Source organism: Paenibacillus sp. S-38, assembly GCF_049942825.1.
Taxonomy (GTDB): Bacteria; Bacillota; Bacilli; order Paenibacillales; family NBRC-103111; genus Paenibacillus_G.
On sequence record NZ_CP187970.1, the window covers coordinates 2,521,058 to 2,537,331 of the forward strand.

8 protein-coding genes and 1 riboswitch are annotated in these 16,274 nt (G+C 57.3%); of the genes, 6 read left to right on the forward strand and 2 right to left on the reverse strand.

Annotation, left to right across the window (positions count from 1 at the left end; translation table 11 throughout):
• Positions 1 to 119 precede the first annotated feature (119 nt).
• Entirely contained in the window at positions 120 to 2,072 is a 1,953-nt protein-coding gene (locus tag ACP26L_RS11665) for an amidase family protein (RefSeq protein WP_426452686.1), read from the forward strand.
• A gap of 159 nt (positions 2,073 to 2,231) precedes the next feature.
• Here ACP26L_RS11665 and ACP26L_RS11670 read toward each other — a convergent pair whose 3' ends face one another.
• Complete coding sequence (locus tag ACP26L_RS11670) at positions 2,232 to 3,704, reverse strand: diguanylate cyclase domain-containing protein (RefSeq protein ID WP_426452687.1); 1,473 nt, start codon at positions 3,702 to 3,704, stop codon at positions 2,232 to 2,234.
• A gap of 67 nt (positions 3,705 to 3,771) precedes the next feature.
• Positions 3,772 to 3,862, reverse strand: a riboswitch (cyclic di-GMP riboswitch).
• A gap of 286 nt (positions 3,863 to 4,148) precedes the next feature.
• Positions 4,149 to 4,361, reverse strand: coding sequence for a hypothetical protein (locus tag ACP26L_RS11675; protein WP_426452688.1), 213 nt, complete (start codon positions 4,359 to 4,361; stop codon positions 4,149 to 4,151).
• Between the two features lie 222 nt (positions 4,362 to 4,583).
• Here ACP26L_RS11675 and ACP26L_RS11680 point away from each other — a divergent pair, with 222 nt between their 5' ends.
• The 5 genes from ACP26L_RS11680 to ACP26L_RS11700 all read left to right on the forward strand — a co-directional run bounded on the left by ACP26L_RS11680 (position 4,584) and on the right by ACP26L_RS11700 (position 16,263).
• Positions 4,584 to 8,387, forward strand: coding sequence for a glycosyl hydrolase 53 family protein (locus ACP26L_RS11680; RefSeq protein WP_426452689.1), 3,804 nt, complete (start codon positions 4,584 to 4,586; stop codon positions 8,385 to 8,387).
• A 543-nt stretch (positions 8,388 to 8,930) separates the two neighbouring features.
• Positions 8,931 to 12,845 carry a carbohydrate-binding protein gene (locus tag ACP26L_RS11685; RefSeq protein ID WP_426452690.1) on the forward strand — a complete coding sequence of 1,305 codons (3,915 nt, stop codon included), beginning with the start codon at positions 8,931 to 8,933 and terminating at the stop codon, positions 12,843 to 12,845.
• 298 nt (positions 12,846 to 13,143) lie between these two features.
• Complete coding sequence (locus ACP26L_RS11690) at positions 13,144 to 14,433, forward strand: extracellular solute-binding protein (RefSeq protein ID WP_426452691.1); 1,290 nt, start codon at positions 13,144 to 13,146, stop codon at positions 14,431 to 14,433.
• 83 nt (positions 14,434 to 14,516) lie between these two features.
• Entirely contained in the window at positions 14,517 to 15,455 is a 939-nt protein-coding gene (locus ACP26L_RS11695) for a carbohydrate ABC transporter permease (protein ID WP_426452692.1), read from the forward strand.
• A 1-nt stretch (position 15,456) separates the two neighbouring features.
• Positions 15,457 to 16,263, forward strand: a complete 807-nt coding sequence (locus tag ACP26L_RS11700) for a carbohydrate ABC transporter permease (protein WP_426452693.1) — start codon at positions 15,457 to 15,459, stop codon at positions 16,261 to 16,263.
• Positions 16,264 to 16,274 lie beyond the last annotated feature (11 nt).

Consider the following 16,274-nt stretch of genomic DNA (forward strand, 5'->3'; position numbering starts at 1 on the left):
TTGTGCTTCATGCCGAACTGTTGAGAGGGGATTGAAAAAAGCCATCTCCTCATGTACCATGAACTTGCGATACATACGTGTTAGATAATATAACGCAATTACGGGAGGAGAGAGACACAATGATGCAACCTTCGATGCGAAAGAAAAAGCGCTTAACATCCCTGCTGGCAGGTACGCTTCTGCTGGCTGCTCCGCTGCCGGCCTACGCGGCCCCGCCGGAGCTCTCTCTATCCGCTCATGAAGCGGCTCTGCAGGCTGCCCCGCTGTCCTCCGATGGCTCCGGGCTTCCCGGGGCCGCGCCTATGGCCTCTGCCGAGCTGGCCGGCCTGCTGCGCCAGGCGGCGGAGCTGGCGGGCAAGAGCACGGAGTTCCAGCTTCCGCCGGGCGATGCCGTCTCCCGGAAGGATACGGCTGCAGCGCTGTCCGAAGCGCTGCAGCTCAGCCCCGCGGCCGAGCCTTACATGGATGTGCCGGACGATTCGCCGTATACTTCCGTCGTCGGAGCCGTCTACAAGCTGGGTCTCATGACCGGCTACGGCTCCTATTGGTTCGGGGCGGAAGATCCCCTCACCAGGGAGCAGGCTTACACCGTCGCTGACCGTGTATACGGCTATCTGAGGCCGTTCGAGCTCGTGGAAGCGACGATCCCGGAGATGCAGACCGCCATGGCTCAAGGCAAGCTGACCTCCGCAGAGCTGGTACAGATGTATCTGGACCGGATTGCGAAGTACGACAAGCAGGGTGTGAGCTTGAATTCGATGATCTCGCTCAATCCCGAAGCGCTGGAGATTGCGATGGCGCTGGATGAGGAGCGGCAGACCCAGGGGCCGCGGGGACCGCTGCACGGCATCCCGATCATCGTCAAGGATAATTACGATACCGAAGATATGGCCACGACGGCCGGCTGCCTCTGCCTGAAGGATTCGATGCCGGGCAAGGACGCCGACCAGGTGGCGAAGCTCAAAGCCGCCGGAGCCATTATCCTCGGCAAGTCTAACCTGAGCGAGTTCGCCTTCAATATTACGACGACCAGCTCGCTCGGCGGCCAGACGCTGAACCCGTATGCGCTGCAGTTCAACCCGGGCGGCTCGAGCGGCGGAACGGGTGCCTCCATCGCGGCGAACTTCGCGGCAGCGGGGATGGGAACGGATACCGGAGGTTCGATCCGTGTTCCTTCCGCCTTCAACAGCCTGGTAGGCATCCGGCCTACCGTAGGCCTCTCCAGCCGTGACGGGATTATCCCGCTGGCCCTCACCCAGGATGTCGGCGGCCCGATGGCCCGCAGCGTCACTGATGCGGCCATCCTGCTCGACGCCACGGCCGGTTATGACCCCGATGATACCGCAACGGCCTTCGGCGTGGGCCGGATTCCCGCAAGCTATACGTCGTTCCTGGATGCCGACGGCCTCAAAGGTGTCCGGATCGGCGTAGCCGTGGAGCTGATTGGCTCGGAGCCGCAGCAGAAGGCGGTCAGCGACCTCGTCTACAAGGCGGTGGATGACCTCGAGCGGCTTGGCGCGCAGACCGTGCCGATCCTCATCCCTCATGCGGAAGAGATCGGGAAGTACCCGAGCCTCAGCGGTTACGAGTTCAAGTTCAACCTGAACGACTACCTGAAGGAGCTTGGGCCCAAGGCCCCTTACGCTACCTTGAACGACATAATCGAGTCAGGACAATACATCAAGGCGCAGGAAGAGCCGATGAAAGCCCGTAACGCCCGCGAATCCCTGGATACGCAAGAGTATAAAGATATCGTTCTGTTCCGTACGAAGCTCACCAGGGAATCGCTGCTTACGGTAATGGCGGATCACGATCTGGATGCGATCGTGTATCCGACCTCCGCTTACCCGGCGGCCCCGATCGGGGAGCCGCAGAACTCCGGTTCGAACACGAAGTTCAGTCCGTTCTCCGGCTTCCCTGCCGTCACGGTGCCTGCGGGCTTCACTCCGGAAGGCCTGCCGGTAGGGCTCGAGTTCCTGGGCCGAGCGTTCGACGAAGGCTTTCTGATCCGGCTGGCCTATGCCTATGAACAAGGAACGCTGCACCGCAAGCCGCCCGCCCTTCTTCCTTAATAAGAGAATCCGCTCTTCATACCAACAGACCGGCCCCCTGCTCGCAGCTGTGAGCAGGGGGCCGGTCTGTACAGCATATATTACATCATCAGGAGTGGAAGTTCAGGGAAGGCTGCCCCTGATGATCGGCTCACCGACAGAGCAGTCCGTCCCGGTGAGCTAACCGCCCCGGTAGAAGAAGCATCTCTTGCCCCCGAGCCGTTTGGCCGCATACATGGCCTGATCCGCCGCGTCGAGCAGATTAGGCATGGTCCGCGCATCCTGGGGGTATAGGGCGATGCCGACGGAAGGCGACGTTTGAATCGGCACATCCTCCAGGCGATAAGGCTTGGAGAGATGCTCAACGATGGCATTCGACAGTTCATGCACCCGCTCTATGCTGCCTGGGGAAGACAGGGACACCGCAAACTCGTCTCCCCCGAGACGGGCCATGCTCATTCCGTCCTGCTGCAGAGTGGACAGCCGTTTGGCTACGGCCTGCAGGAGCAGGTCGCCTGTGCGGTGGCCGTGATTGTCATTGATGGGCTTGAACTTGTCCAGGTCGAAATACAGGACGGCCACAGGCCGCGGCCCTGCCTCAGCAAGCTTTTGTTCCAGATCGAGCATGAAGGCCCGCCGGTTCATCAGCCCCGTCAGGCTGTCACTGCTTGCGATCCGCTCCAGCTTGCGGAGGGATTCGCTCAGCTTGTCGTTGAGCGTCTCCCGCTCCGTAAGGAAGTGGATCTGCCGGACGAGGACAAGCAGAACGGTAAGCGTCAGTCCCCAGGCGAACACATCCGTCGTCAGGCGGAAGAAGACCAAGATGACGATCAGCAGGAGCAGGCCGGTATAGGGAACCGAGAAACGGACCACCCGGCCGAGACGGCCTTCTACAGGGGCGGCATCCGGTTCATCGGAGATGGAGCGGATGCCGGCCACTGCCATCCAGAAGGCGGCGCCCGTCCAGAAGGTGTCGATCCAGGGCTCCAGGGCATCCAGGGCACGGATATCAATCAGCAGCATGTAGAGCGTGTCCCCCGACATATAGCTCAGGCAGCCGATGGTCAGCATCCGCATGGTCCGTCGGCTCATCCGCCGCTCCCCGTTCAGCAGCCAGGAGGTGAGGACGAACACCATGAGCAGAGAGGTGATCGGATAGAGGAGGTCGACGGTAATCGTGACGAGATTGAGATTCTCTTCGCCGTAATAGACCGGCTTGATCAGGAACTCCCAGCTGATCACGGCGAGACTCACCACCAGAATCAGGGAGTCGAGCAGGTAGCGGTTCTTCTCCCCTGAGCGGACCCATCCGTAGAAAGCGACCAGGTAAATCAGCGACTGGGAAACCCAGAAGATATCGGCGATACCGATCTCAGGCGGCTCCATATTCCATATCCATTCATAGGAGCCCCAGATGAGCTGAGCCATCATCTCGCAAAAGACAGATATGCCGATCAGACTCCAGAATCGCTTCTGGGGACCGGTGTGGGAGCGGATCACTTCGATCAATACACCCAAGGAGAGGGCTGGAGCCAGGATATCCATCAGATAGAGGGGGAATATGTATTCGCCGTACGCTAAGGATATGGCAGCCTGCACGGATACGAAGAGCAGGCCTAGAATCAGAAGGCGGGAAGAGTTGGCCGATGTCATGTTGGAAGCGCCCCTTTGATATCAAAAAAACCATCACCCAAGCAGGTGATGGTTGTATGCACACCACTAAGGCGGCCCGGCTGCCATAGAATGACATAGCATTCCGTAGGCCCGAAGCTTTGCGTCCTTATTTTTCAATAAGTTTGCTTTTTACAAGTGAAGTTAAGATAGATGGATTATAAATCATGATTACCTATTAATAATAAAAGACCTGCGCGTTTTCGTCAAAATGTAAAAAATGTCTATTTAGGAAAATGGGTTGTGAAATGGAATGAAATCGGGACAGGCGTGCCTTAGCTGCTGCCGGGAGCGAAAGGGGAAGCCCTGTAACTGAGGTGCCGCCGTAGACAAGACCGGCCGGATGAACGACAGCCGGAGAGGAAGGCTTCCTTCTCCGGCTGCCGGTGTCCAGCGGCTGTCCGGTATGGGACAGGCTGGTTTTTGTTATTTTTTCAAAGTGTCCTTCTTGACTTCCTCGACGAACACATCATGGGAATCGCGGGTGCTGCCCGGCTGAATCTCGACGAGCGCGTACTTCTTGTCGCCGATCATGATGACGTCCTCGACCTCCGGGAGCGGCTCCTCGAGGTACACGGTACCCAGGTATGAGTTGCTTTTCTTCAGTTTAATGTTCCAACGGAACTGCGGCTTGGCCATGTTCTAGTCCTCCTGAACTTCATATGACATTCAAGTTACCATAGTTTTTCCTAAAATAAAAGAGAAGGCGGGGCAGCCGGAACCGCGGATTCCTGCAAAAAGTACAGAAGAATGATATTTTGCGGGGGTAATCCGCGTGGGAGCGTTTGCTATAATCGGTTCAGCGGTCTGCCAAAGCTTGGTTAACCGCTTACAACGAAGACAGGGAGGTCGTTTTCAGGCATGCGATTCGTGAAAAAAAGCACGGCCCTGCTGCTGGTGGCAGCCATGGCGCTGACATGGGTTCCCCAGGGGGCGCGGGCTGCAGAGCAGGAGAGCGTGATCCGCATCAATCCCATTGAGGGGCTGAGCCCGGATTTCATTAAAGGCTCGGATGTCTCCATGCTGAGCCAGATTAAAGAAAGCGGAGGGCATTACTACGACGGCGGCGTAGAGAAAGATGCGCTGCAGATCCTGAAGGACCATGGGACGAACTGGGTGCGTCTGCGGATCTGGAACAACCCGGTGGATGAGCAGGGGAATCCGCTTGGCGGAGGCAATAACGACCTGGCGCGGACGGTGGAGACTGCTGTTTATGCAAAGGAGCTGGGCCTGAAGGTGCTGCTCGATTTCCACTACAGCGACTTCTGGGCGGATCCGGGCAAGCAGTTCAAGCCGGCCGCATGGGAGAATCTCAGCGGCGCCGAGCTGGAGCAGGAGGTCTACAACTATACCGACAGCGTACTCCGTGAGCTCAAGGCGAAGGACGCGATGCCGGACATGGTGCAGATCGGCAACGAGACGAACGGCGGCATGATCTGGCCGGACGGCAAGACGTGGCAGCAGTCCGCCGGAGAAGAGATCGGCGGCTATGACGGGTTCGCGAATCTCCTGAAGGCAGGGATCCGCGCGGTGAAGGACAACGATCCGGAGAACCAGACGCGGATCATGCTGCATCTGGCGGACGGCGGGGACAACGCCCTCTACCACAGGGTGTTCGATGCGCTTACGGCCCGCGGCGTGAACTTTGATATCATTGGCCTCTCGTTCTACCCGTACTGGCACGGTACGCTGGAAGAGCTGAAGCAGAACATGAACGATATCAGCGCTCGTTATAACAAAGACGTTATCGTCGTGGAGACAGCCTACGCATACACGCTGGAGAACGGCGACGGGTTCACGAACATTTTCGGACCGGCGGAACAAAGCGCAGGCGGCTACAAAGCGACGGTGCAGGGACAGGCCCAGGCGGTGCGGGATATCATGAACGCGGTTCATGAGGTGCCGGGCGGCCGTGGTCTCGGCGTGTTCTACTGGGAGCAGGACTGGATTCCCGTAGAGGGCGCGGGGTGGAAGACCGGAGAGGGCAACGGCTGGGATAACCAGGCGATGTTCGACTTCGAGGGCAATGCACTTCCATCGCTCGATGTGTATAACCTCGTCTCGGCTCCGCTTGAAGACGAGCCTTACGTGGCGGAACTGCAATATGTGCAGCCGGTGACCATGGAGATCACCGTGGGCGGCGAGCTGCAGCTTCCCGCTGAGGTGAAGGGCGAGTTCAGCGATGATTCCATCCGTTCGCTTCCGGTAGCATGGGAGGAAGTAAAGGCGGAAGACCTGGCGAAGCCGGGTACACTTCGGATCGCAGGGACGATCGAGGGGGCCTCGGTTCAGGCGGAAGCCGTTGTTACCGTGGAAGGCACACGCAACTATGTGCTGAATGCCGGCTTCGAAGCCGGAGATTTCAGCAGCTGGAACCTGAGCGGAGACACGCAGGCCCTCTCGGCCGAGAAGTCGAGCGCTCCTGCCGGCAATGCCTACAGCGGCGATTATTCCCTGCATTATTATCTCGACCGGCCTTATACGTTCAAAGTGGAGCAGAAGGTGACCGGCCTGCCTGACGGCACCTACACGGCGGCCGTACGCACGCAGGGCGGCGGCGGGGAGAAGAGCCTGATACTCTTCGCGGTGAATGCGGCGGGCGACAAGCGGACCGCGGACATCGTCAATACCGCGTGGCATGAGTGGAAGCATATCGTTATTCCGAATATTTCGGTGACCGGCGGACATCTGACCCTTGGGGTCGAAGCGGACGCTAACAACGGAAGCTGGGGAAGCATTGACGAGTTTGAGTTGTACACGGATCATTCGAAGGCTACCCTGAATGCTCCGGCTAAGGTGGAAGCGGGCAGCGAGTTTGCCGTCGGCGTCGGCGTGGACGGGCTCGTGAATGTGATCGGCTCGCAGGATCTGCAGCTCTCGTACGACCGTGAGCTCTTCCAATACGTAGGAGCCGAAAGCACCGAAGCGGGTACCGTTGTGGAGGCAACTTACAATGCGGATGCCGGCACGATTCATCTGGTAACACAGCATGCGGAAGGCAAAGCGGCGAATACGGAGTCGCTTCAAGTGAGGTTCAAAGCGCAGAATATCGAGCGGGAAGGCACGATCGGTGTGACTTCCGCGGAGTGGACGGCGCTGTCTGCAGGCCAGAAGATCACGCCATCCGTCCTGGGCAGCGTAACGGTGTCGGTGTACGGCTCCGTGAACCATGAGCCGGGCGGCGGCACCGGCGGCACCGGTGGAGATAACGGTGGCAGCACCGGCGGAGACAACGACAACGGTACCGGTGGAGACAACGACAACGGTACCGGTGGAGACAACGACAACGGTACCGGTGGAGACAGCGATAACGGTACTGGCGGCGACAACGATAACGGTACCGGCGGCGACAACGACAACGGCGGCAGCACCGGCAGTGACGACAACGGCAGCGGTACCGGCGGAGGTAACGATAACGGTACCGGTAACAGCAGCAGCGATGACGACGATGACGACAGCAGCGGCGGATCTGTCAGCGGAAGCGAGAGCTCCGGTGGCAATGGCAGCAGCAACAGTGATGAGCAGAAGCCGGCCTACGATGCGGCCAGCGGAACAGCTACCGCAAAGCTGAGCGCAGAAGAGGCGGCCGCGAGCTTGAAGGCATCGGGCGGCAAGGCCCTGAAGCTGGAGCTCCCTGCGGTACAGGGCGCCAAGGCGTATGCGCAGGAGCTTCCGGCAGCACTGCTGCAGGAGCAGCCTGATCTGCGCATCGAGCTGGTCACACCGCTCGGCACGGTATCGCTTCCGGGCAGCATGCTCGCTGGAAGCAAGGGCCTGGGCACCGGGCCGGTGACGGTCGGCATCCGCGCAGTGGAGCCGTCCGCGCTGAAGGACGAAGCCCTGCGGAGCAAGCTTGGCGGCAAGCCGGTCATCGACCTGACGGTCTTGGTGAACGGACAGCCGATAGCGTGGAACAATCCGGATGCGCCGGTCACGGTATCCATCCCTTACAAGCCGAGCGCTGCGGAAGCGCAGCAGCCGGAATTCCTTACGGTCTGGTATCTTACCGCAAGCGGTGAAGCGGAAGCCGTCCCTACCTCGCATTGGAATGCGAAGACGGGCCTGCTGACGTTCCAGACGACTCATTTCAGCACCTATGCAGCCGCTTATGACAAGCGCTCCTTCAGCGACCTGTCGCATGTCGGCTGGGCTGCTCAAGCGGTAGAAGCCCTTGCGGCCAAAGGGGTCATTCAGGGGACATCCGATACGGAGTTCACTCCGGATGCGCCTGTAACACGTGCCGAATTCCTGCAGATGCTCGTACGGGCGGCCGGATTGACGGCATCGTTCGATTCGAACTTCTCCGACGTCACACGCACGGATTACTTCTATGATGCCGCAGGCATCGCGAAGAAGCTCGGCGTGGCCGGCGGCCGAGAGAACGGCGGCTTCGCACCTTCGGAGCGCATCACGAGAGAAGACCTCATGGTGCTGACCGTGAGAGCCCTCGAGAAGGCCGGCAAGTGGAAGAATTCCAGCGGCAGCGGGTTGGAGGCGTTCAGTGACGCATCCACCGTGGCGGAGTATGCCGCAGAGGCGGCTGCAGGCCTCGTCCAAGCCGGCGTGATCAACGGCAGGGGCAGCCTGCTGGCACCGAAAGAAGCAACGACCCGCGCGGAAGCGGCGGTCATTCTGTACCGCGCCCTGCAGGCGTCGGAAGAATAAGGTTCTTACCGGTATGCCTCTTCCTGGAGGCAGCCGGTACACCCATTAGTCTCAAGAGGCTCCGGAATCAGAGGGTCCGGCCGTTCACCGGCCGCCTCGTCCGGGGCTTTTTTGGCTTGGATGGGGGAAGAGATCTTGACTGTATCTATAGTGCAACAAGGATGACACCGACTTGCCGCAGGAACAGAGGTCTTACCGGGCATCCAGAACTATCGGTCCGCCATAGGGAATGACATTCGAACATTACAAAATAAATAGAATTAAGTGACATTACCGGTTAATCGACCGTAATAATTAAACCTAAATCAGCCAATTATCTGACAATCCCCTTTTAATTATTACATTATTATTGAATTAATACATTGACATGGAATCAATTACCGGCTTATAATCCGTATAGCAACAAAAAATCTGTAATCATGGGCCGGGGACTGTGAGCCCGTACATCCGTATTCCTTTGGAGGTGGATGGGTCAAAGCGATATTTTTTATTGCTTTATATTTAAGCGCTTTCAATATAAGAATAGACAGGAGATGAATTGGCATGAAACCGTGGCTTAGTGTTTTGCTTGCAGGCTCCTTGGCGCTGACCCTGCCGACGGCAGGATTCGCCTACAGCAATCCTTACACCTTAACTGATTCCTGGGTATGGAATAACGGTGATTTCTATGGAGAAGGCGATCCGTACATACTGAAGTTCAACGGCACTTATTATCTCTATGTCAGTACGGTTGATGACAAGGCTGGAGTGAAGGTCTGGTCGTCCGAGGATCTCGTGCACTGGGAATACAAGGGCCTGTGCTCTACCGACCCGTTGACCAAAGGGGCTTATGCGCCAGAGGTTGTGTATTGGAACGGGTTCTTCTATATGTATACTTCGCCTGCCGGACATGGTCACTATGTGCTGCGGAGCTCGAGTCCGCTGGGCCCGTTCACTGTGCAGACGGAGAATAAGGGCATGGGGATCGACGGGCATGTGTTCGTGGACGATGACGGCAAGTGGTACTTCTACAGCACCGGGGAAGGGCAGATCGATGCGCGTCCGATGAGTGATCCGCTTACCTTCGGCGAGCGGCATGACACCGGTGCGGAGATGAAGGGATGGACGGAGGCCCCGACGGTTCTCAAGCGGGACGGCAAATACGTCATGACCTATGTGGGAAACCATGTCTGGAGCAAGGGGTACCGGGTCAATTATGGGAGCAGCACTTCGCCTCTGGAAGGATTCGTGCCTCCTGCTGGCCAAAACCCGATTCTGATCAGCACGGAAGGAGAACACGTCGGGCTCGGTCATAACTCGGTCGTGCGGGGGCCCGATCTCGATTCCGACTATATGGTATATCACAGCCATGCCAACCCCGGACGTCAATTGAATCTGGACCGCATGGCGTGGAACGGCGGCAAAATGCTTGTACTTGGTCCGACCACATCGGATCAGCCCGACCCCGAGCTGCCGGATTACAGCGACCGTTTCCGCCGGAGCAGTCTCGGCAGCGAATGGAAGACGGTAGGTGAAGGCCGCTGGGACATCCGTAACGGGGAGTCGCTCCGGCAGGATAAGACCGGCAGCACGAAGTGGTACCGGGGGGTGACGGCGAAGACCTCGGGTCCGGATTACACGGCCGAATTCCATATGAAGCAGGTCAAGCAGGGAGACAGCGCCGATCCGCGCTTCGGCACCGTGTTCTCCTATAAGAATGAGAACCATTATGGGGTTGCTGTATTGAACCCGGGCAAGAACCGGCTCGAGACGTTCTTCCGTGTGAACGGGGTGGATGGAGCCTGGCAGACCTCTGCGCTTCCCCAAGGATATGATTATACGAAGTGGCACCAGCTCCGGGTGGAGAAGGCGGGGGCGGACGTGCGGATTTATGTGGACGGCATGCTGAAGCAGACCCGTTCGGTACAAGGCCTCGAAGGAGGAAGCGTGGGCTATACGACCTCTGACACGCACGCCGAATTCGGATACACCGCCTTCAGCAATAAGGTGAACGGAAGCAGTGCTTTCTCCGCATACAAGCCGGTCCCGGGGCGGATCGAGGCGGTACATTACAACCCGCCAGGCAAGCAGAAGAACCGTGGACCGGACCATGAGCCCGGACACGGCGGCAAGCCGGAGAAGAACGATGCATCCGCGTACCGCGGCGATGGCATGGATCTTGCCTTGAGCAGCGAAGGCGGCTATTATATCGAATCATTCAAGGCCAAAGACGACGTGAGCTATAACGTGAATGTGGCCGAAACCGCCGCTTACGATCTCGAACTGCGGTATGCTGCCGGCAAACCTTCACGTCTTCGCATCAAGCTCGATGGCCGGACCGTGCTGGCCGATCGAGTAAGCGTACCGGCGACGGGCAAGGAAGCTCCATGGAACAGCTTGCTTGTTAAGGGACTCCAGCTGCCGGAAGGTAAGCATACCCTTACGGTCGAAGCGTTGGGTGGATCCTTCGATTTCTCATCTATGACCTTCCATGCTGCTGCAGAGACCGGGGTATTCTCGGATGATTTCAATGATGGCAGCGATGCAGGGTGGACTAAATACGATCTGAACTGGAAAGTGGACACGGGGGAGACCGTCACCTACAATGCCTACAAGCCCCTTCCTGGCATTGTGGAAGCACCTTACTACAATGATGGAGGAGAGGGAGTCGGCTATCATGAGACGTCACCCGAGAATATCGGAGGGGCGCTTCGGGGCGATGCCGTGGATGTCCGGACGAACAGCTTCAATGGGCACAATGTTGGCTGGAATCAGACCGGCGAATGGCTGAAGTACAACGTCGAGGTGAAGGAGGCGGGACTGTACAACTTTGAGCTCTCTTCCGCTACTACCATGGAAGGGACCCAGGCGCGGCTCTGGCTGGAGGACGGGACCGACCTGACCGGCGTGATGGACCTGCCCATCTCGGGAGATTGGAACCGCTGGGTTACGACCAAGAAGGAGGGCATCTATTTACCCGAGGGCAGGCATACCCTTAAGCTCGAGACGGTGAAAGGCGAATATGATTTTGCAAGACTGGAGTTCACCTCCTATGAGGTTCACAAACCGCTGCCGGGGGTCATCGAAGCCGCGCATTTTAATTCCGGCGGTGAAGGTACCGGCTACCACGATACGACGCCGGAGAACAGCGGAGGAGTGTATCGCGCGGGTGAAGGGGTAGATCTGCGCGCCAGCAGCCAGGAAGGCTGGAGCGTCAGCGGGACCGAGAGCGGCGAGTGGCTGAAATATAACGTGGAGGTACCGGAAGCCGGTACTTACCAAGTGGGGGTACGGACCGCCGCCGAAGCTGGCGGAGGCCGGATCAGGCTCTGGCTCGACGATGCCCGGGAGCTGACCGGCGTCATCGATATCCCGGCCGCAGGCGGGAAGGACACCTGGAGCACGGTGGACCTTGGCGATATTCAGCTTCCGGCAGGGAAGCATAAGCTGAAGGTCGAGATTGTCCAAGGCGGGTTCGAGCTGTCCCGCATCGCTGTCGGCCGCTTCGCTCCAGCCGCTCCCCTGCCGGGAACGGTCTATGCGGCGTACTATCAGAGCGGCGGCGAAGGCATAGGCTATCATGACACTACGCCGCAGAACATCGGTCAGCAGTACCGAAGCGATGGAGTCGATATCCGCATGCACCCGGATGGCGGATTCACGACCGGATGGAACCAGACGGGCGAATGGCTGAAGTACCGCGTCGATGTGGCAGAAGCGGGGCCTTACAATCTGGATCTGAGAACAGCGACGAGTATGGATGGCGGCCAAGTGAGGCTGTGGCTTGACGATGCCACCGACCTTACCGGCATCATCGATGTGCCGAGCACCGGCAGCTTTGATCTGTGGACGACGCTGACAAGAGACGGCATAGAACTGCCAGCCGGCGAGCATACGATCAAAGTGGAGATTGTGAAGGGCGAATTCGACTTCTACAGCTTCCGCTTCCACCGTGATCCGGTCATCCCCAAGGAAGGAGTCTATAAGGCCGAGGCGGGAGGATTCGCGAAGTCTGTCACGGGCAGCAGTGCCTGGTCGGATTACACTGTGGAGACGGACATCCGTATGACGGCCGGCAGCGAAGCCGGGAATGCAGGCATTCTCGTACGGGTGAACAACCCGGCCACCGGGAACGACTGGGGCCAGCGCAATCCTGATTTCCTGCAGGGATATATGGCTTACCTGACCGCGGATGGCGTTCACCTCGGCAAGTTCAACTATGACTTCGAGCATCTGGCCGGAGCCCCGATGAGCGGCACCACCGACACTTGGCACCACATGAAGGTGGTAGCGAAGGGCGCCAATATCAAAATCTATGTAGGAGATATGGACCATCCGAAGCTTGATTATACGGATCAGAGCCCTACGGCGTTCAGCCACGGCAAAGTGGGCGTTCGAAGCTTGTCGGCGGAAACACTAGTCGATAACTTCAAGGTGAGCAGCAGCGGGAGTACGGCGGCTGCAGTGGAATCGGATTAAGCTGTGTATGTTGAGCCTTTATCGCTTCCAAAGGATAAAGGCTTTTCACTCAATTAAAACAATAAAACGGTAACAAACACAAAAATACGTCTAATACACCTAATAAAATGACCATATTGAGGTGATTTTAAATTAAATAAACAAAAATACTGTAATTTATATTGACAAAAGGAATTGGAAACGCTTATATTTTAAGTAAGATACATAATATTTGAATTAAAACAATTTATCGAAATTGTATCTAATCATTCCAGGGGAGTTGTTGGCAGTGAGAAAACAGAAACTCTTAGCATCCGTAATGAGCGCCTCCATGATGATGTCCGTATTGGCCGGTTGTTCCGGTGGCAGTTCAGGGGCCGGAGAGTCCGCCGGCGGGGATTCAAAATCCGCTGAAGCGGGCGGCCAAAAGACGGAGCTCGTCTACTGGACACTCTTCGCCGGGGGCGACGGCGAATATATGGATCAGATGATCAAGTCCTTCAACTCCTCTCAGAACGACATCACCATCAAGAACGTCAAGCTGGAATGGGCCGAATATTACACCAAATTAGTAACCGGCGTATCGGGGGGCAAGGGGCCGGACATCGGCATCTCCCACACGTCCAAACTGCCGGAGCTGATCAAGGCGGGCGTGGTAACCGAACTGGACGAGACCGCCAAAGACGTGAACCTGGATTGGAACCAGTACAACGAGAATATCCTGAAATCGGCGATGGTGGAAGGCAAGCATTATGCGGTACCGATCGATACCCATCCCTTCATCATGTACTATAACAAAAAGCATCTGGCAGCGGCCGGCCTGCTGGGCGAAGACGGCAAGCCGAAGATCGAGCCGGGGCCCGATGGATTCGTGAACTTCCTCACCTCAATGAAAGGCAAGCTGCCGCAGGGCGTTACCCCGTTCGCCTTCTCCAATAACGGCGATGATCCCTACCGCTTGTGGTGGGCGCTGTACTCGCAGCTCGGCGGCAAGGACGTGATCTCCGATGACGGCAAGTCCCCGGCCATCGATATGGAGAAAGCGGTGCAGGCGGCGAACTACGTGAAGGATCTGTATTATACCAGCAAGGTGATCAAGTCGCAGGACCCGGATTTCTACAAGACCTTCCAGAGCGGCCAAGGAGCCATTATGATGACGGGCGTGTGGGCGACAGGCACCTGGGAGACGACGAAGGATCTGGACTTCGGAGCGACCGCGATCCCTTCCATCTATGGAAGCGCAAAGACTTGGGGCGACTCCCATACGATCATTCTCCCGGTTACGAAGAAGGAAGATCCGAAGAAACGCGAAGCCGCATTGAAATTTGCGAATTATGTGGCCGAGAAGGGCGGACAGGTGTGGGCGAAGGCCGGCCATATCCCGGCGCATAAGGCTGTGTTTGAATCCAGCGAGTACAAAGCGCTGAAGTACCGCAGCGACTATGCTTCGGTAGCCAACGATGTCGTGTTCGCCAAAGCGTCCGATAAAACCTGGCCGAAGAACGATGTTCTGAAGAAATACCTCGATGAAATCTGGCTGAACAAAACACCGGCTGAAGCCGTATTCAAGAAGATCGAAGGCGAACTGAAAACCCTGCTGTCGAAGTAGCTTCACAGCGGCTTCATCCGGAAAGCTTGAAGAGGAATAGGCTTCAAGCTTTCCCCAGTTTATAATGCGAGGTGGAGACCAACATGAAGGCAAGTGAGATGCCGATGGATAGAGAGGCTGTCCGCACCAAGGCGGGCGCCAAAACAAAGCAATGGCGAATGGACCTCAAGGCGCTGCTGTTTCTTCTTCCTTTTCTGGTGCTGTATGTGATCTTCACCATCTTCCCGATGTTCAAAGGGATTCAGATGAGCTTGTACGACTGGACGCTCATTAAGAAGATGAAGTTCGTCGGGCTCGATAACTACGCCCATATGCTGCAGGACGAGGGCTTCTGGAACGGTTTGCTCAACGCATCCTATTTTGTGCTCCTGTCCACGCCGACGATGCTGGTGTTCGCTCTGCTGCTCGCCGTCATCGCGAATCAGAAGACGAGGCTCCAGCGGTTCTTCCGCAGCGTGTTCTTCCTGCCGAGCGTATTGTCGGTCTCGGTCGTCTCCTACGTCGGATTGTTCATGATCCAGCCCTACACCGGCTTCCTCAACAATCTGCTGAAGACACTCGGCATCCTGGGGTCGGAGCAGGAAATCTTCTGGCTCACGGAGACGCCGCTCGCTTGGGCGGCCATCACCGGAATTACGCTCTGGTGGACGGTCGGCGTCAATATGATCCTCTACTTGTCGGCCATGCAGGACATCCCTGAAGATATCTACGAAGCGGGTCGGCTCGATGGGGCAACGGAACGGCAGATGTTCTTCCGGATCACGCTTCCGCTGCTGGGACCGATGACCAGAACCATTCTTCTGCTTCAAATCATCGCTTCCTACAAAGTGTTTCTACAGATCTATATCATCACCCGGGGCGGGCCAGGCACGGATACCCGGCCGATCATCCAGTATATCTATGAAGAGGGCATCCGGAATTCCCATATGGGCTATGCTGCGGCCATGTCGTATGCACTGTTCCTGATCCTGCTGGTGATCTCCCTGATCCAACTCCGACTCGATGCGAAGGAGGCCAACTAGCATGCGGTTCCTGCGAATAACAGCCTCTCTGCTGATGGCACTGATGTTCCTGATTCCGATCTCCTGGATGCTGGTCGTATCCGTCAAAGACGAAAACATGAAGATCACAGGAGCACTGGACTGGTACAAACCTCCGTATTCCTTCACCGAGTATGCATATATCTTTCAGGAGACGGCGCTGCTCCGCTGGATGGCCAATTCCCTGATCGTAGCCGTGGCCGTCACCCTGTTTACTTTACTTGCAGCCTCCATGAGCGCATTCGCGCTGTCGAAGATCCGCTTCCGCTATAAGCGGTTCATGTACCTCTTCATCCTGGCGGGCCTGTTGATCCCGGGAGAGGCGATGATTATTCCGCTGTATCAGATCGTCAAGGATCTCGGTATGCTCGACTCCTATCAGGGGCTCATTCTCCCGGCTATCGCTTCGCCATTCGCTGTCATTGTACTGAAGAGCTTCTTTGATGCCGTACCGAACGAGCTGCTCGAGAGCGCGGAGATGGACGGCGGCGGACTGGCCAGGGTGTTCTTCGGCATCGTGCTGCCGCTCGCCAAGCCGGCGCTCGCCTCGATTGCCATCCTGACCTTCATCGGCCAGTGGAACAATTTCCTGTGGCCGTTCATCTCCATCACTTCCGAGGAGCTCTTCACGCTGCCGATGGGTATTCCGACGCTGATAAGCCAGTATGCCGAAACATATGTCAGGCCTATGGCCATCAATGCCATCTCTTCCATTCCGCTGATGCTGATCTTCTTGTTGTTTGAAAAGCAGATCGTCAAGGGACTGAGCTTCACCGGCTTGAAAGGGTAGGAGGGATGGTG

Bases quoted from the DNA above. Each gene is read 5' to 3' on its own strand.
- ACP26L_RS11665 (WP_426452686.1), top strand. From the start codon at position 120: ATGATGCAACCTTCGATGCGAAAGAAAAAGCGCTTAACATCCCTGCTG.
- ACP26L_RS11670 (WP_426452687.1), bottom strand. From the start codon at position 3,704: ATGACATCGGCCAACTCTTCCCGCCTTCTGATTCTAGGCCTGCTCTTC.
- ACP26L_RS11675 (WP_426452688.1), bottom strand. From the start codon at position 4,361: ATGGCCAAGCCGCAGTTCCGTTGGAACATTAAACTGAAGAAAAGCAAC.
- ACP26L_RS11680 (WP_426452689.1), top strand. From the start codon at position 4,584: ATGCGATTCGTGAAAAAAAGCACGGCCCTGCTGCTGGTGGCAGCCATG.
- ACP26L_RS11685 (WP_426452690.1), top strand. From the start codon at position 8,931: ATGAAACCGTGGCTTAGTGTTTTGCTTGCAGGCTCCTTGGCGCTGACC.
- ACP26L_RS11690 (WP_426452691.1), top strand. From the start codon at position 13,144: ATGAGCGCCTCCATGATGATGTCCGTATTGGCCGGTTGTTCCGGTGGC.
- ACP26L_RS11695 (WP_426452692.1), top strand. From the start codon at position 14,517: ATGAAGGCAAGTGAGATGCCGATGGATAGAGAGGCTGTCCGCACCAAG.
- ACP26L_RS11700 (WP_426452693.1), top strand. From the start codon at position 15,457: ATGCGGTTCCTGCGAATAACAGCCTCTCTGCTGATGGCACTGATGTTC.